Annotated in this window: 21 protein-coding genes and 1 pseudogene; 12 read left to right on the top strand and 10 right to left on the bottom strand. The window is 61.8% G+C overall.

Going from position 1 to position 19,563, the window contains the following annotated elements; all coding sequences use genetic code 11:
* Positions 1–14: 14 nt before the first annotated feature.
* Positions 15–485 carry a winged helix-turn-helix transcriptional regulator gene (locus B8P98_RS12180; RefSeq protein ID WP_080896737.1) on the top strand — a complete coding sequence of 157 codons (471 nt, stop codon included), beginning with the start codon at positions 15–17 and terminating at the stop codon, positions 483–485.
* 157 nt (positions 486–642) lie between these two features.
* On the opposite strand, the gene B8P98_RS12175 is transcribed toward B8P98_RS12180, so the two are convergent.
* The gene (locus tag B8P98_RS12175; RefSeq protein WP_025712150.1) at positions 643–1,551 is read right to left on the bottom strand and encodes a DUF535 family protein; all 909 of its coding nucleotides are present in this window, start codon (positions 1,549–1,551) and stop codon (positions 643–645) included.
* A gap of 290 nt (positions 1,552–1,841) precedes the next feature.
* Between B8P98_RS12175 and B8P98_RS12170 the strand changes: the two genes are divergently transcribed.
* Positions 1,842–1,982, top strand: coding sequence for a hypothetical protein (locus tag B8P98_RS12170; protein ID WP_002908189.1), 141 nt, complete (start codon positions 1,842–1,844; stop codon positions 1,980–1,982).
* 47 nt (positions 1,983–2,029) lie between these two features.
* Here the strand turns inward: B8P98_RS12170 and B8P98_RS12165 are convergent, their stop codons facing one another.
* Positions 2,030–2,920 (bottom strand): LysR family transcriptional regulator, encoded by an 891-nt coding sequence (locus B8P98_RS12165; protein ID WP_167382659.1) that lies wholly within the window; start codon positions 2,918–2,920, stop codon positions 2,030–2,032.
* A gap of 140 nt (positions 2,921–3,060) precedes the next feature.
* Between B8P98_RS12165 and B8P98_RS12160 the strand changes: the two genes are divergently transcribed.
* The 6 genes and pseudogenes from B8P98_RS12160 to B8P98_RS12135 all read left to right on the top strand — a co-directional run bounded on the left by B8P98_RS12160 (position 3,061) and on the right by B8P98_RS12135 (position 8,792).
* Positions 3,061–3,768, top strand: a complete 708-nt coding sequence (locus tag B8P98_RS12160) for a CoA transferase subunit A (RefSeq protein ID WP_095033059.1) — start codon at positions 3,061–3,063, stop codon at positions 3,766–3,768.
* 1 nt (position 3,769) lies between these two features.
* Entirely contained in the window at positions 3,770–4,426 is a 657-nt protein-coding gene (locus B8P98_RS12155; protein ID WP_012541466.1) for a CoA transferase subunit B, read from the top strand.
* 9 nt (positions 4,427–4,435) lie between these two features.
* Complete coding sequence (locus B8P98_RS12150; protein WP_095033058.1) at positions 4,436–5,617, top strand: acetyl-CoA C-acetyltransferase; 1,182 nt, start codon at positions 4,436–4,438, stop codon at positions 5,615–5,617.
* Positions 5,618–5,628: 11 nt separating this feature from the next.
* Positions 5,629–6,552 (top strand): 3-hydroxyacyl-CoA dehydrogenase family protein, encoded by a 924-nt coding sequence (locus B8P98_RS12145; protein WP_095033057.1) that lies wholly within the window; start codon positions 5,629–5,631, stop codon positions 6,550–6,552.
* 44 nt (positions 6,553–6,596) lie between these two features.
* Positions 6,597–7,998: pseudogene (locus B8P98_RS12140) on the top strand (GntP family permease).
* A gap of 23 nt (positions 7,999–8,021) precedes the next feature.
* On the top strand, positions 8,022–8,792 hold the full coding sequence (locus B8P98_RS12135; RefSeq protein WP_025712143.1) for a 3-hydroxybutyrate dehydrogenase: 771 nt from the start codon (positions 8,022–8,024) through the stop codon (positions 8,790–8,792).
* A gap of 19 nt (positions 8,793–8,811) precedes the next feature.
* Here B8P98_RS12135 and B8P98_RS12130 read toward each other — a convergent pair whose 3' ends face one another.
* The gene (locus B8P98_RS12130; RefSeq protein WP_025712141.1) at positions 8,812–9,684 is read right to left on the bottom strand and encodes a LysR family transcriptional regulator; all 873 of its coding nucleotides are present in this window, start codon (positions 9,682–9,684) and stop codon (positions 8,812–8,814) included.
* 106 nt (positions 9,685–9,790) lie between these two features.
* Here B8P98_RS12130 and budA point away from each other — a divergent pair, with 106 nt between their 5' ends.
* The 4 genes from budA to B8P98_RS12110 all read left to right on the top strand — a co-directional run bounded on the left by budA (position 9,791) and on the right by B8P98_RS12110 (position 13,922).
* Positions 9,791–10,570 carry an acetolactate decarboxylase gene (gene budA / locus B8P98_RS12125; RefSeq protein WP_025712140.1) on the top strand — a complete coding sequence of 260 codons (780 nt, stop codon included), beginning with the start codon at positions 9,791–9,793 and terminating at the stop codon, positions 10,568–10,570.
* Positions 10,571–10,579: 9 nt separating this feature from the next.
* Positions 10,580–12,259: an acetolactate synthase AlsS gene (gene alsS, locus B8P98_RS12120; protein WP_025712139.1), complete on the top strand. Its 1,680-nt coding sequence runs from the start codon at positions 10,580–10,582 to the stop codon at positions 12,257–12,259.
* A 23-nt stretch (positions 12,260–12,282) separates the two neighbouring features.
* A complete protein-coding gene (locus B8P98_RS12115; protein ID WP_023341702.1) occupies positions 12,283–13,053 on the top strand; it encodes a (S)-acetoin forming diacetyl reductase in 771 nt (256 codons plus the stop codon).
* 305 nt (positions 13,054–13,358) lie between these two features.
* Positions 13,359–13,922 (top strand): GNAT family N-acetyltransferase, encoded by a 564-nt coding sequence (locus B8P98_RS12110; protein WP_071993257.1) that lies wholly within the window; start codon positions 13,359–13,361, stop codon positions 13,920–13,922.
* A gap of 402 nt (positions 13,923–14,324) precedes the next feature.
* Here the strand turns inward: B8P98_RS12110 and ccmI are convergent, their stop codons facing one another.
* From ccmI to B8P98_RS12075, 7 genes are read right to left on the bottom strand one after another with little or no spacing between them, the layout of a single operon-like run.
* The gene (gene ccmI / locus B8P98_RS31425; protein ID WP_095033056.1) at positions 14,325–15,167 is read right to left on the bottom strand and encodes a c-type cytochrome biogenesis protein CcmI; all 843 of its coding nucleotides are present in this window, start codon (positions 15,165–15,167) and stop codon (positions 14,325–14,327) included.
* Positions 15,164–15,610 (bottom strand): cytochrome c-type biogenesis protein, encoded by a 447-nt coding sequence (locus tag B8P98_RS12100; protein ID WP_167382694.1) that lies wholly within the window; start codon positions 15,608–15,610, stop codon positions 15,164–15,166. The genes ccmI and B8P98_RS12100 overlap by 4 nt, the downstream gene beginning before the upstream one ends.
* Positions 15,611–15,621: 11 nt before the next feature.
* Positions 15,622–16,176, bottom strand: a complete 555-nt coding sequence (locus B8P98_RS12095) for a DsbE family thiol:disulfide interchange protein (protein WP_025712135.1) — start codon at positions 16,174–16,176, stop codon at positions 15,622–15,624.
* Positions 16,173–18,125, bottom strand: a complete 1,953-nt coding sequence (locus tag B8P98_RS12090) for a heme lyase CcmF/NrfE family subunit (protein ID WP_095033054.1) — start codon at positions 18,123–18,125, stop codon at positions 16,173–16,175. The genes B8P98_RS12095 and B8P98_RS12090 overlap by 4 nt, the downstream gene beginning before the upstream one ends.
* Positions 18,122–18,580 carry a cytochrome c maturation protein CcmE gene (gene ccmE / locus B8P98_RS12085; protein WP_025712133.1) on the bottom strand — a complete coding sequence of 153 codons (459 nt, stop codon included), beginning with the start codon at positions 18,578–18,580 and terminating at the stop codon, positions 18,122–18,124. Before ccmE ends, B8P98_RS12090 begins: the two co-directional genes overlap by 4 nt.
* The gene (gene ccmD / locus B8P98_RS12080) at positions 18,564–18,794 is read right to left on the bottom strand and encodes a heme exporter protein CcmD (RefSeq protein WP_025712131.1); all 231 of its coding nucleotides are present in this window, start codon (positions 18,792–18,794) and stop codon (positions 18,564–18,566) included. The genes ccmE and ccmD overlap by 17 nt, the downstream gene beginning before the upstream one ends.
* Complete coding sequence (locus B8P98_RS12075) at positions 18,791–19,528, bottom strand: heme ABC transporter permease (RefSeq protein WP_095033053.1); 738 nt, start codon at positions 19,526–19,528, stop codon at positions 18,791–18,793. Before B8P98_RS12075 ends, ccmD begins: the two co-directional genes overlap by 4 nt.
* Positions 19,529–19,563 lie beyond the last annotated feature (35 nt).

The raw sequence follows: 19,563 nt of genomic DNA, 5'->3' as shown, positions 1-19,563 counted from the left end.
AGGTCAATCTCGCGATGTCAAAAAATAAATCACTACCCTATCTCGACCCGGAGCTGTGCGGCCTGGCGGAAGGGGCGAAAATCCTCGGCGACCGCTGGGTGCTGTTGATCCTCCGCGAAGCGTTTTACGGCGTGACGCGTTTTGAAACGATGCTGGCGCACACCCACATCACCCGCCAGACGCTCACCACCCGGTTAAAAACCATGACTGAAACGGGATTGTTGAGCAAAGTGCCCTACCGGGAAGCCGGCTCCCGCGAACGCTATGAATATGTTCTGACCGACAAAAGCCGTAGCCTGGCGCTGGTGCTGTTCGCCCTGATGGAATGGGGCCACCAGCAGGTGCTGCACAGCGCACCGCATATTGCGCTGGTGGACACCGCCAGCGGTGAGACCGTCCATCCCGGATTCGTCACCGCCAGCGGCGCCGTGGCGAACCCCGCCGCGCTACAGATCGTCAAAGCCGATAACCATGCCGAAGGCTGAGGAAGGTGTTCCGGGCGCCGGACGCGCGGCCTCGCCTGCTCGACAGGTCACCAAAACGCCGGGAAAGGAGGAAATCTGGCGGGAAACGCGCCAGTGAAGAAAGGATAGCGCCGGGCGGGCGGCAGCCCCCTGCTGCCCGCCCGGCGTGTGAGTGGCGTTAATTCACCCGCGCTGGCAAGGTAATTTGCTGCAGGGCATTCGCCATATCAATCTGAATCAGCTCTTTAAGACCTTCGCGTTTAATAAACTGGCTCCGGTGCTTACTTTTCACCTCTTCAATACTTTTTTTGATCTCTTGCGCGGGCAGTTTATACCAGCCACGTGACTGCTTCTCACCGCCCATTTCCAGCCACAGCGATGAATAACTGGCTTTCACCAGATCGCTTTTCACGTGGTAATCGGCATCAATCGCGTAGATCGTCGTGATGTTGAAATATCGCAGAAAACCATACAGCACGCTCATGATGATATTTTTCGGCCGCGCGCCATGCAGCTCTTTCGTCAGCACCTTCACTTCGTCATTGGTGATGTCTTTCCCGCCCTGGATGCCGCCGATATAGGCGCGGCCATCGTCGGTACAGGAAAAACAGACGCTGTAGACGCGGCGCTCACCGAGAAACAGCTGCAGCATCAGCTCCCCCTCCTCCTGAAACGGCGACGCCAGCAGCTTAACGTCAAGGTTATCGCCATTTTTCAAAGGAATAACAAACATTGCGCGGCCAAAATCCGCCACATTGTACAGCTGCGGCAGGACGTCGGGGTGAAACGTTTTCTCAATAAAATTCAGCGCACCGTGGGCGATATCCAGTTTGCGACGTTTTGACAGCCGTTTATTAAGATAGGCTTTAAAGGGTTTATCCTCGAAAGGCACCAGTCCTTTGGTTACGGCCGTCAACCGCGCGCACTGATATTGCGCACAACGTTCTTGATATTCTCTGTATTTACCTCCTGCGAGCGACAGCTCTCTGCATTTTCGTAATATTTTTTTATAGTTTAATTTGACCTGACCGATCACTTTATTATGTTTACGCCATTCTTTGATGGCGCCTGCAACAGTATGTTCCATTGATTAAGATCCATAGATTCATCCATAATCGCCGGCATATTAACATAAAAGCGTTTCGTCAACGCTTAATTACTCCTTCGTTGTCCTTTCATTTAATATATACACAGGAAATCATTCTGCATGGTTATTAATTAATCCAACGCCAGTCTGTCAACGGTTAATTATGGTAGGGAGAGCGTGGCATTCAGCGACTTAACGCTCTGTGCGTTCGGCGCAGAGCCCGGCTACATCCGCTGGCGATTTTGCCCTATACTTGACGCTGATTAAAAACCAGCAACGATAGGTAACTTATGGAAATTGATCTCGACAACCTGGTCTTCAGCGGCCTGGATGAAGCGGAAGAGCGCAACGCGGAGCGTCTGGAAGAAGCGGACAAAAAAGCCCAGGCGATCGTTGCCGATGACGATTGCGGCGACGCCTGCAAAATCTGATTATCCAACCGGCCAGCTGGCCGGTTTTTTTTGTTCCTCCCGCCTGCTCAGGTAGGCAAGAACCCTTTCAGCGTATCCAGCAGCGCCTGCGCCGCCTTTGACAACGGCAGGTGCCCGGCATGGATCGCGCCGACGCACTTCTCAATCGGCGGATCGCTGAGCGGGAGACAGACGGCGCCCAGCGACGCCATCTGCGTTTTACACAGCGCCGGCACCGCGCTGCCCCCCAGCCCGCTGGCCACCATTCTTCCCACCGTCACCAGCTGGTGGCTCTCCAGCGCCACGTCCAGCTGACGACCGCTGCGCGCCAGCGCCTCCTCCAGCATCAGGCGTACCGCCGAGGGGCGCTGCAGGGTAATAAAATCGAGGGTCAACAGCTCCTGCCAGGTGAGCTGCTTTCTCTTCGCCAGCGGCGATTGCCGGGGAACGATCGCCACGAAGCGGTCCACCGCCAGCGGGGTAAACAGCAAATTGTGGCTGGGCGATGGCTCGAAGGCGATGCCCATCTCCACTCGCCCCTCGCGCACCATCTCGATCACCTGCTCATTAATCACGTCATGCACCGTGACGTTCACCCCGGCATAGCGGTCGCGAAAGGCCTTCAGCGCCTCCGGCAGGACGTTGGCGGCAAACGACGGCATCGCGGCCACCGAAATTTTCCCCCGCTGCAGGGTAAAGCTCTGACGCATCGCCTCCTCGACGTTATCCCAGTCGGCCAGCAGCTGACGGGCCATCGGCAGAAAGAGTTCCCCCTCCTGAGTAAGGTTCACCTTGCGGGTGCTGCGCTGCAGCAGCGCGCCGCCCAGCGCCTCCTCTAACCCTTTGATAGTCAGGCTGAGAGCGGGCTGCGACAGATTCAGCCTTTCGCTGGCGTGGGCAAAATTCAGAGTGTGAGCTACCGCTAAAAACGCGCGTAACTGTTTGACACTCATTCTCATTTTTCTTCCTGTTAACTAATTGAAAAAAATTAGTTAACAGGAAATTAATTAAAAATCCAAATGAGTGGGTCACAAATTCAAAATTATCAAATCAGTCTCCTGCGCCAATGATAAGGCTATCGCAAGGCAGGAGAGACAAGATGGCAGGACTGGATAAACGCGTCGCCAGCTACGAAGCGGCGCTGGAAGGGTTAACGGACGGCATGACGCTGCTCGCCGGCGGCTTCGGCCTGTGCGGCATTCCCGAGAACTTAATCGCCGAGGTGCAGCGTCGCCAGGTGCAGGGGCTGACGGTGGTCTCCAACAACTGCGGCGTCGACGGCTTCGGTCTCGGCCTGCTGCTAGCGTCGCGCCAGGTCAGCAAGGTGGTGGCCTCTTACGTCGGGGAGAACGCGCTGTTTGAACAGCTGGTGCTGAGCGGCGAGCTGGCGGTTGAGCTTACCCCGCAGGGAACGCTGGCCGAAAAAATCCGTGCCGGTGGCGCCGGCATCCCCGGCTTTTACACCGCCACCGGGTATGGCACCCCGATCGCCGAAGGCAAAGAGGTGCGCCAGTTCGACGGCAGGCACTACATCCTTGAAGAGTCGATCCGCGGCGATTTCGCGCTGGTCAAAGGCTGGAAAGCCGACTGGTACGGCAATGTGGTTTATCGCCATACCGCGCAGAATTTCAACCCGCTGATGGCCACCGCCGGGCGTATTACGGTGGTGGAGGTGGAAGAGATTGTGCCGCCGGGCGAACTGCCGCCCTCCGCCATCCACACCCCGGGGATCTATGTCGACCGACTGATCGTCGGGCAATTTGAAAAACGTATTGAACAGCGCACCCTGCGCGCCGGAGGGCACTGAGATGCTGACCCGTGAACAAATGGCGATGCGCGTCGCCCAGGAGCTGCGCGACGGCGACTACGTCAACCTCGGGATCGGTATCCCGACGCTGGTGGCCAATTACATTCCCGCCGGTATTGAGGTGATGCTCCAGTCGGAGAACGGCCTGCTGGGGATGGGCGAATTTCCCGACGAAGCCACAATCGACGCCGACATGATTAACGCCGGCAAGCAGACCGTCACCGCGCAAACCGGGGCGGCCATCTTCGACTCCGCCCAGTCGTTCGCCATGATCCGCGGCGGCCACGTCGACCTGACCGTTCTTGGCGCCTTTGAGGTCGACGTCGCCGGCAACATCGCCTCATGGATGATCCCTGGAAAAATGGTCAAGGGGATGGGCGGCGCCATGGACCTGGTGGCCGGCGCGCAGAACATCATCGTGGTGATGACCCACGCCTCAAAAAACGGTGAATCCAAACTGCTGCCGCAGTGCACTCTGCCGCTCACCGGCGTGGGCTGTATTCGCCGGGTGCTCACCGACCTGGCCCTGCTGGACATTGTCGACGGCGCGTTTGTCCTGCGCGAGGTGGCCCCGGGGGTGAGCCCCGACGAGGTGATGCGTAAAACGGCGGGACGGCTGATCGTGGCCGACGATGTGCGCGAAATGCGCTTCAGCTAAGGAGAGATCATGACCGATATTGCCATTGTTGCTGCAGTACGCACCCCGGTCGGCAGCTTTCGCGGCGCCTTCGCCCCTCTTTCCGCCGTTGACCTCGGCGCCGCGGTGGTACGCAGCCTGCTTGAACGCTGCCCGTTGCCCGCCGCGGCGGTCGACGAACTGATTTTCGGCCAGGTGCTCGCCGCCGGCTGCGGGCAGAACCCGGCGCGCCAGACCGCGCTGCGGGCCGGCCTGCCGGTGGACACCCCGGCGGTCACCGTCAATCTGGTGTGCGGCTCCGGGCTGAAAGCGGTTCAGCAGGCGGTGCAGGCGATCCGCTGCGGCGACGCCGAGATCGTCATCGCCGGCGGCCAGGAGAGCATGAGCAATGCCCCCTACCTGATGCACGGCGCCCGCGACGGCCTGCGTTTCGGCCACGCCAGCCTGCAGGACAGCATGATTCTGGACGGCCTGTGGGACGCCTTTAATGACTACCACATGGGCATCACCGCCGAGAACCTCGCCGACGCCTTCGACATCAGCCGCGAGCGCCAGGATGCCTTTGCCGCCGGGTCCCAGCGCAAAGCGGCGGCCGCCATCGCCGCCGGACGCTTTCGCGACGAGATCGTCCCGGTCAGCGTCCCGCAGGGCAAAAAGCCGCCGCGTGTCGTGACTGACGACGAGCAACCGCGCCCGGAGACCAGCGAGCAGCAGCTGGCCCAGCTGCGCCCGGCGTTTCGTCCCGCTGACGGCAGCGTCACTGCCGGGAATGCCTCGTCGCTGAACGACGGCGCCGCGGCGGTCCTGCTGATGAGCGTCGATAAAGCGCACGCGCTCGGGCTACCGGTGCTGGCGCGCATTGTCAGCTCAGCGGTCGCCGGGGTCGACCCATCGGTGATGGGCATCGGCCCGGTGAGCGCCTGCCGCAAAGCGCTGCAGCGCGCCGGCTGGACGCTGGACGAGGTGGATCTTATCGAAGCTAACGAGGCTTTTGCCGTCCAGGCGCTGGCCGTCGGTCAGCTGCTTGAGTGGGATAGCGAGAAGGTCAACGTCAACGGCGGTGCCATCGCCCTTGGCCATCCCATCGGCGCCTCCGGCTGCCGGATCCTCGTCAGTCTGGTGCATGAGATGCAGCGCCGGGGCGCCAGCAAAGGGCTGGCAACCCTGTGCGTCGGCGGCGGCCAGGGCATCGCCATGACCCTTCAACGTTAACAGGAGCTACTATGTTTACACCACGCCTGGCGGTACTTGGCGCGGGACTGATGGGCGTCGGCATCGCCTGTCATTTCGCCCGTCACGGTCACGCCGTCCGCCTGTATGACACCGATCCGCAGCGTCTCGCCGAGGTTCCGGCGGTGGCCAGCGCCATCCTGTGCGAGCTGGAGGCCAGCGGCCAGCAGGATCCCGCCGACCGCGACGCCGTGCTGGCCCGTCTGACCCCCACCCCGGCGCTGAATACCCTGGCCGACACCACGCTGCTGATAGAAGCGATCCCCGAGCGGCTGACGCTGAAGCACGCCCTGTATGCCGAACTGGAAACGCTGATCGCCGACGAGGCGATTATCGCCAGCAACACCAGCGGCCTGCCGCCGGACTCGCTGGCGCAGGGCATGCGCCACCCTGAACGGCTGCTGATCGCCCACTTCTGGCATCCGCCGCACCTGATCCCGCTGGTGGAAGTGGTGCCCGGGAGCGCCACACTGCCCCATCTGGCGCGCCAGGTGAGCGACTTTTGCGCCGCCTGCGCGCTGGAAGCGGTGGTGCTCAATCGCGCCGCGCCGGGCTTTGTCGGCAACCGGCTGCAGTTCGCCCTGCTGCGCGAAGCACTGCATATCGTCCACAGCGGCATTGCCTCTGCCGAGGTGGTGGACCAGGTGATGCGCGCCTCGCTCGGCCGCCGCTATGCGATGGTCGGCCCGCTGGAGGCAGCGGACATGACCGGCCTGGCGACGGTCCAGGATATCTGCCAGCACCTGCTGCCGGAGCTGGCCAGCGGCACGGAGATGATGTCGCTGGTGGCGGAGAAGGTGGCGCAAGGCAACACCGGCGCCCGCAGCGGGCAAGGCTTTTACCGCTGGGATGAGGCGCGGCAACAGCGCATCCAGTCGCGCCGGGAACATCAGCTTCGCTACGCCCTGAAGCCTTAGTATCGCGTTCTGTACCCCTACAATAACAATGAGAGTGAGACGTCGTGATGAGTGTGATAATTGCCCTGGCCGCGCTGGCGTTACTGATGCTGGCGGCCTACCGTGGATACAGCGTGATCCTCTTTGCGCCGATCGCCGCCCTCGGCGCGGTGCTGCTCACCGATCCGGGCGCGGTCGGCCCGGCCTTTACCGGCCTGTTTATGGAAAAAATGGTCGGCTTTGTGAAGCTCTATTTCCCGGTGTTTCTGCTGGGCGCCGTGTTCGGCAAGCTGATTGAGCTGTCGGGATTCTCGCGCTCGATTGTCGCCGCCGCCATCCGCATCCTCGGACGCCGCCATGCGATCCCGGTGATCGTGCTGGTGTGCGCTCTGCTGACCTACGGCGGGGTGTCGCTGTTTGTGGTGGCCTTTGCCGTCTACCCTTTCGCCGCCGAACTGTTTCGCCAGAGCGGGATCCCGAAACGGCTGATCCCGGCCACCGTCGCTCTCGGGGCCTTCTCGTTTACCATGGACGCCCTGCCCGGCACGCCGCAGATCCAGAATATTATTCCCACCAGCTTCTTCGGCACCAACGCCTGGGCGGCCCCGTGGCTGGGGCTTATCGGCTCGCTGTTCATTATCATTTTCGGCTTGCTGTGGCTGGAGCGTCAGCGCCGCAAAGCTCAGGCCCGCGGCGAAGGCTATGGGACCGACCTGCAAAATGAGCCGGAGACGCCAGATGACATCGATCTGCCGCATCCGCTGATCGCTATCGCCCCGTTGCTGTTAGTGGGGGTGCTGAATCTGCTGTTTACCCACTGGATCCCGCAGTGGTACGGCGCCAGCCATGAGCTCACCCTGCCGGGTCTGGCCAAGCCTGTGGTCACCGAGGTGGGGAAAATCACCGCCATCTGGGCGGTACAGGCGGCGCTGCTCTCCGGCATTGTGCTGGTGCTGGTCTGCGGCTATCGCAATATTCGCGGCCGGCTGGCGGAGGGGAGCCGGACGGCGGTCGGCGGTCGGCGGCGCTATTCTCGCGGCGATGAACACCGCCTCTGAGTATGGTTTCGGCGCGGTCATTGCCGCCCTGCCGGGTTTCCTGGTGCTGTCGAAAACCCTCGCGGCCATTCCCAATCCGCTGTTAAACGAGGCGATCAGCGTCACGGTACTGGCCGGGATCACCGGCTCGGCCTCCGGGGGGATGAGCATCGCGCTGGCAGCAATGTCCGAGACCTTTGTCGCCGCCGCCCACGCCGCCAATATTTCGCTGGAGGTCCTGCACCGCGTCGCCGCTATGGCCAGCGGCGGTATGGACACCCTGCCGCATAACGGGGCGGTGATCACGCTGCTGGCGATCACCGGCCTGAGCCATCGCCAGGCCTACGGCGGCATTTTCGCCATCACGGTGATCAAAAGCCTCGCGGTGCTGTTTGTCATCGCCACGTTCTATGTCACCGGGATTGTCTGATACCAGACTGAAGGAGGAATAAAATGAATTTAAACGGTAAAACGGCGCTGGTCACCGGCTCCACCAGCGGCATCGGTTTAGGGATCGCCAAAGTGCTGGCGCAGGCGGGCGCGCAGGTGATCCTCAATGGCTTCGGCGACAGCAGCCACGCGCGGGCTGAAGTCGCCGCGCAGGGCAAGATCCCCGGCTATCACGACGCCGACCTGCGCGACGTCGGGCAGATCGAGGCGATGATGCACTATGCCGAAAGCACCTGCGGCGGCGTCGATATCGTGATCAATAACGCCGGCATCCAGCACGTCGCCCCGGTGGAGCAGTTCCCGGTGGACAAATGGAACGATATTCTCGCCATTAACCTCTCCAGCGTCTTCCACACCACTCGCCTGGCGCTGCCGGGCATGCGCCAGCGCAACTGGGGACGCATCATTAACATTGCCTCAGTGCATGGCCTGGTGGCGTCGAAAGAGAAATCGGCCTACGTCGCCGCCAAGCACGCGGTGGTCGGCCTGACCAAAACCGTGGCCCTGGAAACCGCGCGCAGCGGCATCACCTGCAACGCCATCTGCCCTGGCTGGGTGCTGACCCCGCTGGTGCAGCAGCAGATCGATAAGCGCATCGCCGAGGGGCTCGACCCGGAGCAGGCCAGCGCCCAGCTGCTGGCGGAAAAACAGCCCTCCGGGGAGTTTGTCACCCCGCAGCAGCTGGGCGAAATGGCGCTGTTTCTGTGCAGCGACGCCGCCGCCCAGGTGCGCGGCGCCGCGTGGAACATGGATGGCGGCTGGGTGGCGCAGTAAGCCGCTGGCGCCGCGAAGATCAGAACATCGCCAGAAAGCGTTTCACCGTTCGCGAGCGCTCGAAGCGCCGCCAGGCGATGGCGATATCGGTCTTCAGCGGCGCCCCGCTGAGCGGGTGATAGCTGACGTTCGGCTGCTGAATGCAGGTCATCGACTGCGGGACCAGCGCGAAGCCGAAGCCGGCATTGACCATGCTCAGCGACGACGAAATCTGCGACGACTGCCAGGTGCGCTCCATATCGATCCCGGCGCGCAGGCAGCTGTTGTACACCAGCTCATACAGCCCCGGGGCCACTTCCCGCGGGAAGAGGATCGGCGCCTCGTCGCGCAGTTGCTCCAGAGTCAGGGTCGGCTGCGTCGCCAGCGGGTTATCGCGCGGCAGCGCAATGACCATTGGCTCCTCATCAATGATCCGCAGATTAAACGCTTTACTGCTCTCGCACGGCAGACGGACGAAGGCGATATCCAGCTCGGCCTCGCTCAGGGCGGTCATCAGATTGGCCATGTTGCCCTCCATCTGATGGAGGGTCACCCCGGGGTGATCGAGCTGAAAACGGTGCAGCAGGGTGAAGATTTGCGGATGGAAAGCATCAGAGCTGGTAATGCCTAGCGACAGGCTGCCGTTCATCCCACGCGCAATGCCCTTGGCCTTCTCCAGCGCCGCATCGCTCATGGCGAGGATCTGACGGGCATCCTCATAGAACGACTCACCCGCTTCCGTCAGCTCCACCCCGCGGGTTAAACGCCGAAACAGCGGGGTCCCCACCTCGCGCTCAAGCCGCTGAATTTGCTGACTTAATGGAGGTTGTGAAATACCCAGTTCCTTGGCGGCCTGGGTGAAGTGCCGCGTCCTGGCGACGGCGACAAAATAACGAAGATAGCGAAGTTCCATATCGAAAACGTCTCAAACCAGCATGGTTTCTATATTGGAACTGTGAGCTGAATCGGGTCAACATTTATTTAACCTTTCTTATATTTGTTGAACGAGGAAGTGGTATATGAATCATTCTGCTGAATGCACCTGCGAAGAAAGTCTGTGCGAAACCCTGCGGGCGTTTTCCGCGCAGCATCCCGAGAGCGTGCTCTATCAGACATCGCTCATGAGCGCCCTGCTGAGCGGGGTTTACGAAGGCAGCACCACCATCGCGGACCTGCTGAAGCACGGCGATTTCGGCCTCGGGACCTTTAATGAGCTGGACGGGGAGATGATCGCCTTCAGCAGTCAGGTCTATCAGTTGCGCGCCGACGGTAGCGCGCGTAAAGCCCAGCCGGAGCAGAAAACGCCGTTCGCGGTGATGACCTGGTTTCAGCCGCAGTACCGGAAAACCTTCAACCATCCGGTGAGCCGCCAGCAGCTGCACGAGGTTATCGACCAGCAAATCCCCTCTGACAACCTGTTCTGCGCCCTGCGCATCGACGGCCATTTCCGCCATGCCCATACCCGCACCGTGCCGCGCCAGACGCCGCCGTACCGGGCGATGACCGACGTCCTCGACGATCAGCCGGTGTTCCGCTTTACCCAGCGCGAAGGGGTGCTGGTCGGCTTCCGTACCCCGCAGCATATGCAGGGGATCAACGTCGCCGGGTATCACGAGCACTTTATTACCGATGACCGCAAAGGCGGCGGTCACCTGCTGGATTACCAGCTCGATCACGGGGTGCTGACCTTCGGCGAAATACACAAGCTGATGATCGACCTGCCCGCCGACAGCGCGTTCCTGCAGGCCAATCTGCATCCCGATAATCTCGATGCCTCCATCCGTTCCGTAGAAAGTTAAGGGGGTCACATGGACAAACAGTATCCGGTACGCCAGTGGGCGCACGGCGCCGATCTCGTCGTCAGCCAGCTGGAAGCTCAGGGCGTACGGCAGGTGTTCGGCATCCCCGGCGCCAAAATCGACAAGGTGTTTGACTCACTACTGGATTCCTCGATTCGCATTATTCCGGTACGCCACGAAGCCAACGCCGCGTTTATGGCCGCCGCGGTCGGACGCATTACCGGCAAAGCGGGCGTAGCGCTGGTCACCTCCGGTCCCGGCTGTTCCAACCTGATCACCGGCATGGCCACCGCCAACAGCGAAGGCGACCCGGTGGTGGCCCTGGGCGGCGCGGTAAAACGCGCCGATAAAGCCAAACAGGTGCATCAGAGTATGGACACGGTGGCGATGTTCAGCCCGGTCACCAAATACGCCGTCGAGGTGACGGCGCCGGATGCGCTGGCCGAGGTGGTCTCCAACGCCTTCCGCGCCGCCGAACAGGGCCGGCCGGGGAGCGCCTTCGTCAGTCTGCCGCAGGATGTGGTCGATGGCCCGGTCAGCGGCAAAGTGCTGCCGGCCAGCGGGGCTCCGCAGATGGGCGCCGCGCCGGATGACGCCATCGACCAGGTGGCGAAACTTATCGCCCAGGCGAAGAACCCGATCTTCCTGCTCGGCCTGATGGCCAGCCAGCCGGAAAACAGCGCGGCGCTGCGCCGTTTGCTGGAGGCCAGCCATATTCCGGTCACCAGCACCTATCAGGCCGCCGGGGCGGTGAATCAGGATAACTTTTCTCGCTTCGCCGGCCGGGTCGGGCTGTTTAACAACCAGGCCGGGGACCGTCTGCTGCAGCTCGCCGACCTGGTGATCTGCATTGGCTACAGCCCGGTGGAATATGAACCGGCGATGTGGAACAGCGGCAACGCAACGCTGGTGCATATCGACGTGCTGCCCGCCTATGAAGAGCGCAACTACACCCCGGATGTCGAGCTTGTGGGCGATATCGCCGGCACGCTTAACAAACTGGCGCAAAATATCGATCACCGGCTGGTGCTCTCCCCGCAGGCGGCGGAGATCCTCCGCGACCGCCAGCACCAGCGCGAGCTGCTGGACCATCGCGGCGCGCAGCTGAACCAGTTTGCCCTGCATCCGCTGCGCATCGTTCGCGCCATGCAGGATATCGTCAACAGCGACGTCACGCTGACCGTGGACATGGGCAGCTTCCATATCTGGATCGCCCGCTACCTGTACAGCTTCCGCGCCCGTCAGGTGATGATCTCCAACGGCCAGCAGACCATGGGCGTCGCCCTGCCCTGGGCCATCGGCGCCTGGCTGGTTAATCCTGAGCGCAAAGTGGTCTCCGTCTCCGGCGACGGCGGCTTCCTGCAGTCGAGCATGGAGCTGGAGACCGCTGTCCGCCTGAACGCCAACGTGCTGCACCTCATCTGGGTCGATAATGGCTACAACATGGTGGCCATTCAGGAAGAGAAAAAATATCAGCGCCTGTCCGGCGTCGCGTTCGGGCCGATGGATTTTAAAGCCTATGCCGAATCCTTCGGTGCCAAAGGGTTTGCCGTGGAAAGCGCCGAAGCGCTGGAGCCAACCCTGCATGCGGCGATGGACGTCGACGGCCCGGCGGTAGTGGCCATCCCGGTGGATTATCGCGATAACCCGCTGCTGATGGGCCAGCTGCATCTGAGTCAGATTCTGTAAGTCATCACAATAAGGAAAGGAAAATGAAAAAAGTCGCACTTGTTACCGGCGCCGGCCAGGGGATCGGCAAAGCTATCGCCCTTCGTCTGGTGAAAGATGGATTTGCCGTGGCCATTGCCGATTATAACGACGCCACCGCCAAGGCGGTCGCCTCCGAAATCAACCAGGCCGGCGGACGCGCCGTGGCGGTGAAAGTGGATGTTTCTGACCGCGATCAGGTGTTTGCCGCCGTCGAACAGGCGCGCAAAACGCTGGGCGGCTTCGACGTCATCGTCAATAACGCCGGCGTGGCACCGTCCACGCCGATCGAATCCATTACTCCGGAGATTGTCGACAAAGTCTACAACATCAACGTCAAAGGAGTGATCTGGGGCATTCAGGCGGCGGTCGAGGCCTTTAAAAAAGAGGGTCACGGCGGGAAAATCATCAACGCCTGTTCCCAGGCTGGCCACGTCGGCAACCCGGAGCTGGCGGTGTATAGCTCCAGTAAATTCGCGGTACGCGGCTTAACCCAGACCGCCGCTCGCGACCTCGCGCCGCTGGGCATCACGGTAAACGGCTACTGCCCGGGGATTGTCAAAACGCCAATGTGGGCCGAAATTGACCGCCAGGTGTCCGAAGCCGCCGGGAAACCGCTGGGCTACGGTACCGCCGAGTTCGCCAAACGCATCACTCTCGGTCGGCTATCCGAGCCGGAAGATGTCGCCGCCTGCGTCTCCTATCTTGCCAGCCCGGATTCTGATTACATGACCGGTCAGTCATTGCTGATCGACGGCGGGATGGTATTTAACTAATAAAAAATAAGCTCTGACATGGCTTGCCCCTGCTTTCACGCAGGGGCTTTTTTTTGGTTTGGGTGTGAGCTTCGTGCAAAACACAGCAACGATATTTGAAAGTCTCTGGCGTTCTCACTTACGCTTCGGCACAACGTGGCAATCTGGCTGGGATGAAAGTATGCTTTGAGCGAAGAGCTACCTGTCACTATGTGCGATTGAATATTTTGTCACACGAGCATAACAATCCTGTTGAGAAATCTGGATCTAACATCTATATATCAGCAATATACTCCGCTTTATAAACTGTAGATCGGGAGATTACTTTGCAGTCAGATCGCTCAAGACTTTATCTTCGCCGCGTTAACGCATCAGATATAGATGATCTCTTCAGGATTTATGGCGACCCTGCAACAAATACGTTCAATCCAGCAGGCCCGTATCCTGATATGAGTCACGCACGTAATGTAATGGCCCGTTGGCTTAACCACTGGGAGAATTATAGGTTCGGAAACTGGGCTATCTCACTGAAAGAGAATCCCGATAGAATTATCGGTTTTGGAGGGCTTAGCATTATCAGTTATGACAATACACCGATAATGAACCTGGGGTATCGTTTCTCTACAGAGTCGTGGGGGAAAGGTCTGGCGACAGAGTTCGCTAAATATGCGGTCGGGTACGGGTTTGATGTTTTAAAACTGGCTGAGATTTCTGCGGTAGTAAGACCAAACCATCTGGCATCCCAAAAGATCCTGACGAAAGCAGGTCTCCGGTTTTCACGAAATATTCATGACGTGAAAAATGAGCCCGCAAGCATGCTTTTTACTGTGACTCTGGATGAGTGGAACAACGCGCTAAGTAGGGGAACTACCCCACCCATTGATCATTAGAGTTCATGCGTAACGTCCGCTGCTGGCGCGGATCGGACGAGCGATTGAGTTGAAGGTCCGCTATGAGCGAAGAAAGGACGTTTGCAATCGCTCTCATTCTGATGACAGCGCCAGCAGAGAAAATCCCTGATGGCGGCGTATGGCACCTAATCCGGGCTACGCTCTGGTGCCGTATTTTTGCCGGGTGGCAGCTACGCCTTACCCGGCCCGGTGATTTGACGCTCTAATCGCGCCCTTCGTAGGCCCGCGCAAGCGTAGCGCCGCCGGGCAAGGACTGCGGGCATGGGCCGATTTTATGCCGGGTGGCGGCTGCGCCTGACCCGGCCTACAAAACTTACCCGGCCTACAAAAACTGCCCGTACCGTCCTCGCGGCAGACCCCAAGTTCAGCGCCGCCGGGCTGTTACTGCGCCTGCTGCTGCGCCTGCGCCAGCTGGCGGACGATCGCCGCGCGCCGCGCATCTCCTTCCGGCAGCCGGGCCAGTAACGCCTGCAGGGCTGCCACGGCCTCGGGGTAATCTTCATTACGCACCGCGCTCAGGGCCAGCATCTCCAGCACCGGCAGGCTGGTCGGCTGCCGCTGATGCAGGTCGCGCAGCAGCAGCTCGCCCATCCGAACCTGGCCGCTATCCCCCGCCCGCACCAGCGCGCTGGCGTAATCGAAAGCCGTCGCGGGGTCATCCGCCGCCAGAGCATGCGCCCGGCCAAAGGCGCCGATCGCCGTCTCGCCATCGTTTAACAACAGGCCCAGCCGCCCAAGCAGCTGCCAGCCGGCGAGGTCGTTCGGGGTATCCTGCAGGTGGCTGCGCAGGCCAAGCCGCAGCTCCGCCAGCTCATCCATTCGTAGCGGCGCCGCCGTCGGGTCCTTAACCTGCTGCAACAGCGCAGGATAATGCCGTTCAGCCTGCTGCCAGAGCAACACCTGGCCAATATCGCTGGTTTTCAGATACAGGCCCAGACTCAGGATCACCAGCAGCAGCGCGCCCGGAAGCAGCACCCAGCGGTTTAGCGGCCGTTCGCCAGGCAGTGTCTGCGGCGGGATATCGGTCAGCAGCGTGCGCTGCAGCTCGACGACCAGCGCCGGGTTGTCCTCGCCGCGCTCCTGCGCCAGCTCCTGCAGACGCGACTGGTACAGGGCGCGGTTGAGGGTATCGCGGTCCACCGCCCCTTTGCCCGACCACGGGAAGTACAGCAGCCCCAGCGCGCCAGCCAGCAACAGCCCGGCGATAACCACCAACAGACTCATCGTTCTTTTCCTTCTTGCAATAATGCCGCCAGCCGCTGGCGTTCTTCGGCGCTGAGCGCCGCGTCAGGAATGTCGCGACGACGCGCGCGGGCGATAATCACCCCCGCGCCCGCCAGGACGAACAGCCCCGGCCCCAGCCACAGCAGCACCGTGCCCGCGGTCAGCGGCGGCTCGTAGCTGACAAAATTGCCGTAGCGAGCCACCATATAGTCAACGATCTGCTCTTGCGTTTTTCCCTGCTGCATCAGCTCGTACACCTTCTGCCGCATATCGGCGGCAATCATCGCGTTTGAGTCGGCGATGCTGTTGTTCTGGCATTTTGGGCAGCGCAGCCGGGAGGTGATCTCGCGGAAGGCCTGCTCCTGGGCCTCATCCTTAAACTGCCAGGTGTCGATGGCGGCCCACGCCTGGCCGGTCAGCATCAGCGCCAGCAGGATGACCATTACGCGTCTCATCAGCCCGCCCCCCGGTTGTATTGATCCCACAGCGGCTGGAGCTCCTCGCGCCACACCCGTTCGTTCAGGTCGCCGGCATGCCGCCAGCGGATGAAGCCCTGACCGTCGATAAGAAACGTCTCCGGCGCGCCATACACCCCCAGATCCAGGCCGAGCATGCCGTTGCCGTCGTACAGGCTCAGCCTGTACGGATTGCCCAGGCGCTGCAGCCAGCTCATCGCCTTCTGCCGATCGTCTTTGTAGTTCATCCCCACCACCCGCACGCCCTGCTGCGCCAGGCCGTTGAGAAACTGATGCTCGGCGCGACAGGTTGGACACCAGGTGGCCCAGACGTTGAGCAGCAGCGGCTTGCCGTCAATCAGCGCCCCCCGGTCCAGCGTCTGCCCGGGGGTATTCAGCGCTTCCAGGCGAAATGCCGGCAGCGGTTTGCCAATCAGCGCCGACTCGAGGGTCGTCGGGTCATCGCCATCGGCGTTGCGCATCAGCTGCCAGAACAGCGCGGCGGCTAGCACCAGAAACAGCACCAGCGGGATAAACAGTAGCTTCCGGTTCATGAAGCCTCCTGCAGCTTCTTACGCATCCGGTAACGCGGGTCGAGCATGCAGCACAGACCGCCGAGGGCCATCAGCACCCCGCCGTACCAGATCCAGCGAACAAACGGTTTGTAGTACAGACGCACCGCCCAGCTGCAGTCGCTCAGCTCTTCTCCCAGCGCGGCGTACAGATCGCGGGTCAGCCCGCCGCTGATCGCCGCCTCGGTCATCATCATCCGGCTGGCGGTGTAAAAGCGTTTCTCGGCATACAGCGTCGCTTCCGGGCGGCCGTTGCGGGTCACGGCGATAATGCCTTCGCCGCCGGTCCAGTTGGGGCCGACGATATTGCGCACGCCGTTAAACACAAAGTGATAGCGGTGGATATCGATACTGTCGCCGGGGCGCATCCGTACATCGCGTTCCACGCTGTAGTTCTGGCTGAAGGTGATGCCGATAACGGTCACCGCCACGCCGACGTGGCCGAGCACCATCCCCCACTGGCTGCGGGTCAGAGTGCGCAGGCCGCGCCAGAAGCCGTGGCGATGGGTGGCCCGTTCGTGAACCTCCATCAGGGCGAAGATCAGCACCCACAGGGCCATCATCAGGCCGATGACCGCCATGGCGGTGATACGGTCCTGCAGCAGCCACGGCAGCGCCAGAGAAAGTGACAACGTCACCACCAGGGCAATAATCAGGCGTTTAATCTGCCTGGCGACGTCATCGCGCCGCCAGCGGATCAGCGGTCCCAGCCCCAGCAGCAGCGCAAAAGGCGCCATCAGGGCGGTGAACATGGTATTGAAGAACGGCTCGCCAATGGAGATGCTGCCGAGGCCCAGCTCTTTATGCACCAGCGGCAGCAGCGTTCCGAGGAGCACCACCAGCATCGCGGCCATCAACAAGATATTGTTGCCAAGCAGGAACGACTCGCGCGACCACAGCGTATGTTCCACCCGCGCCCGCACCCGGCCGCCCTTCAGGGCGTACAGCAGCAGCGATCCGCCGATGGCGACAATCAGCAGTACCAGAATAAACAGCCCGCGCGACGGATCCGAGGCGAAGGCATGCACTGAGACCAGCACCCCGGAGCGCACCAGGAAGGTGCCCAGAAGACACAGGGAGAAGGCGGCGATGGCCAGCAGCACCGTCCAGGCGCGGAAGCTGCCGCGCTTCTCGGTCACCGCCAGGGAGTGTAGCAGCGCGGTCCCCACCAGCCACGGCATAAACGAGGCGTTTTCCACCGGGTCCCAGAACCACCAGCCGCCCCAGCCCAGTTCGTAATAGGCCCACGCCGAGCCCAGCACGATGCCGAGGGTGAGGAACATCCATGCCGCCTGGGTCCAGGGACGCGACCAGCGCGCCCAGGCAGTATCCAGCCGCCCCGCCAGCAGCGAGGCGATGGCGAAGGCGAAAGCCACCGAGAAGCCGACGTAACCCATATAGAGGATCGGCGGATGGAAAATCATGCCGATATCCTGCAGCAGCGGATTGAGGTCGCGGCCATCAATAGGATACTGCGGCAGGCCGCGGCTGAACGGATTGGAGGTGAAGAGGATAAACAGCAGGAACCCAAAGGCGATCATCCCCATCACCGCCAGCACCCGGGCGACGGCGTCGAGCGGCATCCGGCGGCTGAAGATGGCGACGGCGAAGGTCCAGACGCTGAGCAGCAGGACCCACAGCAGCAGCGAGCCCTCGTGCGCCCCCCAGGTCGCCGCCACCCGATACCACACCGGCAGCGCGCTGTTGGAGTTTTCCGCCACGTAGCGGACGGTAAAGTCATTGACCACAAAGGCGTGCACCAGCAGCAGGAAGGCGCCGCCGATACAGGCGAACAGCCCGCAGGCCAGCGGCCGCGCCAGGGCCATCAGCCGCCGATCCTGCCGCGCCGCGCCCCACAGGGGATAGACGCTCAGGAGCAGCGCCAGCCCCGCCGCCAGACACAATAAAAAGTTGCCCAGCTCCGGCATCATGGCTGCGCCCCCGCTTTCTCCGGCGTCATGGCGTTTTTCACCTCCGGCGGCGTGTAATTTTCATCATGTTTGGCCAGCACCTGCTGGGCGGTAATATGCCGCTCGCCGTCCAGCACGCCCTGGGCCACCACGCCCTGACCTTCACGGAACAGGTCCGGCAGAATGCCCTTATAGCTGACGTCCACCACCCCGCGGGCGTCATACAGCTTAAAGCGCACGTCGAGGGTTTGCGGGTCGCGCTGCAGGGAGCCCGGCTGAACGTAGCCCCCCACCCGCAGCCGCTGCCCGGTATGGGGCAGCGCCCGGGTTTCCGTTTTGCCGTAGATAATTTCCCCCGGGGTGTAGAACAGATCGATATTGCTGCTCAGGGCGTACAGCGTCAGGCTGACGGTCAGCCCGAGGCCGGCTAGCACCGCCAGCACGATATACAGCCGGGTTTTACGACGCGCTTGCATCCGCGGCCTCCTTGTCATGTTCGCGGGCGGCAGCGATCCGCCGCTCGCGCGCCTGCTGGCGTCGCACCTCATGGAATAGCGCTCGCCGCGCCCACAGAGTGTGCACCGTCAGCAGGCCAAAGGCGGCGACGGCCACGGCCACTGCCAGCCAGACGTACACGGCATAGCCGCCCATATGCAGGAAGGCGGCGAAAGACGAAAAGGCGGGGCTCATCGGGAGGCTCCTTTGCTAGCCAGCGCCACCACCCACGGTCGACGGCGCTCCAGCTGCAGGATCAGGTTACGCAGGCGCATCAGGGTCAGCGTGACCGACAGCGCGAGGAAAGCAAAGATGCAGATCCGCAGCGGCAGACGCATGCTTGGGTCGATGGTTTGCTGCAGGTTGGTCGAGCCCTGGTGCAGGGTGTTCCACCAGTAGACCGAGTAATGAATGATGGGCAGATTGATCACCCCAACCAGCACGAGGATCCCGGCCGCGCGCCCGGCCAGCCGCCGGTCGTCAAAGGCGTGCCACAGGGCGATGACCCCGGCATACAGAAACAGCAGCACCAGCTCTGAGGTCAGGCGGGCGTCCCAGATCCACCAGGTCCCCCACATCGGCTTGCCCCATGCCGCGCCGCTGACCAGCGCCACCAGGGTGCAGACCGCCCCCACCGGCGCCAGGGCGGCGATCGCCAGGTCGGCCATTTTGATCTGCCAGACCACCCCGACGAAGGCCGCGACGGCCATCGCCAGGTACAGCCCCATCGACCACATCGCCGCCGGGACGTGAAGGTACATGATCCGGTAGCTTTCCCCCTGCTGATAGTCCGCGGGGGCGAAGCCAAAGCCCCACCCCAGGCCGATGGCCAGCAACAGCGCGCTTAACGCCGCCAGCCAGGGGATCCAGCAGCCGCACAGGCGGTACAGCCGCTCGGGGATCGCCAGTTGATGTAACGCTTTCCACATAGACGCTTACTCACACGGTTATGATGACCGCGCCC

Origin of the sequence: Klebsiella quasivariicola (genome assembly GCF_002269255.1) — a bacterium.
Lineage (GTDB): Bacteria > Pseudomonadota > Gammaproteobacteria > Enterobacterales > Enterobacteriaceae > Klebsiella > Klebsiella quasivariicola.
Note: the sequence above shows the minus strand (reverse complement) of the source record. Positions and strands in the feature narration are given on the sequence as shown.

Bases quoted from the DNA above. Each gene is read 5' to 3' on its own strand.
- B8P98_RS12090 (WP_095033054.1), bottom strand. From the start codon at position 18,125: ATGATGCCGGAGCTGGGCAACTTTTTATTGTGTCTGGCGGCGGGGCTG.
- budA (WP_025712140.1), top strand. From the start codon at position 9,791: ATGAATCATTCTGCTGAATGCACCTGCGAAGAAAGTCTGTGCGAAACC.
- B8P98_RS12170 (WP_002908189.1), top strand. From the start codon at position 1,842: ATGGAAATTGATCTCGACAACCTGGTCTTCAGCGGCCTGGATGAAGCG.
- B8P98_RS12130 (WP_025712141.1), bottom strand. From the start codon at position 9,684: ATGGAACTTCGCTATCTTCGTTATTTTGTCGCCGTCGCCAGGACGCGG.
- B8P98_RS12175 (WP_025712150.1), bottom strand. From the start codon at position 1,551: ATGGAACATACTGTTGCAGGCGCCATCAAAGAATGGCGTAAACATAAT.
- B8P98_RS12145 (WP_095033057.1), top strand. From the start codon at position 5,629: ATGTTTACACCACGCCTGGCGGTACTTGGCGCGGGACTGATGGGCGTC.
- B8P98_RS12095 (WP_025712135.1), bottom strand. From the start codon at position 16,176: ATGAACCGGAAGCTACTGTTTATCCCGCTGGTGCTGTTTCTGGTGCTA.
- B8P98_RS12115 (WP_023341702.1), top strand. From the start codon at position 12,283: ATGAAAAAAGTCGCACTTGTTACCGGCGCCGGCCAGGGGATCGGCAAA.
- B8P98_RS12135 (WP_025712143.1), top strand. From the start codon at position 8,022: ATGAATTTAAACGGTAAAACGGCGCTGGTCACCGGCTCCACCAGCGGC.
- ccmE (WP_025712133.1), bottom strand. From the start codon at position 18,580: ATGCAAGCGCGTCGTAAAACCCGGCTGTATATCGTGCTGGCGGTGCTA.
- ccmI (WP_095033056.1), bottom strand. From the start codon at position 15,167: ATGAGTCTGTTGGTGGTTATCGCCGGGCTGTTGCTGGCTGGCGCGCTG.
- B8P98_RS12075 (WP_095033053.1), bottom strand. From the start codon at position 19,528: ATGTGGAAAGCGTTACATCAACTGGCGATCCCCGAGCGGCTGTACCGC.
- B8P98_RS12160 (WP_095033059.1), top strand. From the start codon at position 3,061: ATGGCAGGACTGGATAAACGCGTCGCCAGCTACGAAGCGGCGCTGGAA.
- B8P98_RS12100 (WP_167382694.1), bottom strand. From the start codon at position 15,610: ATGGTCATCCTGCTGGCGCTGATGCTGACCGGCCAGGCGTGGGCCGCC.
- ccmD (WP_025712131.1), bottom strand. From the start codon at position 18,794: ATGAGCCCCGCCTTTTCGTCTTTCGCCGCCTTCCTGCATATGGGCGGC.
- B8P98_RS12180 (WP_080896737.1), top strand. From the start codon at position 15: ATGTCAAAAAATAAATCACTACCCTATCTCGACCCGGAGCTGTGCGGC.
- alsS (WP_025712139.1), top strand. From the start codon at position 10,580: ATGGACAAACAGTATCCGGTACGCCAGTGGGCGCACGGCGCCGATCTC.
- B8P98_RS12150 (WP_095033058.1), top strand. From the start codon at position 4,436: ATGACCGATATTGCCATTGTTGCTGCAGTACGCACCCCGGTCGGCAGC.
- B8P98_RS12165 (WP_167382659.1), bottom strand. From the start codon at position 2,920: ATGAGAATGAGTGTCAAACAGTTACGCGCGTTTTTAGCGGTAGCTCAC.
- B8P98_RS12155 (WP_012541466.1), top strand. From the start codon at position 3,770: ATGCTGACCCGTGAACAAATGGCGATGCGCGTCGCCCAGGAGCTGCGC.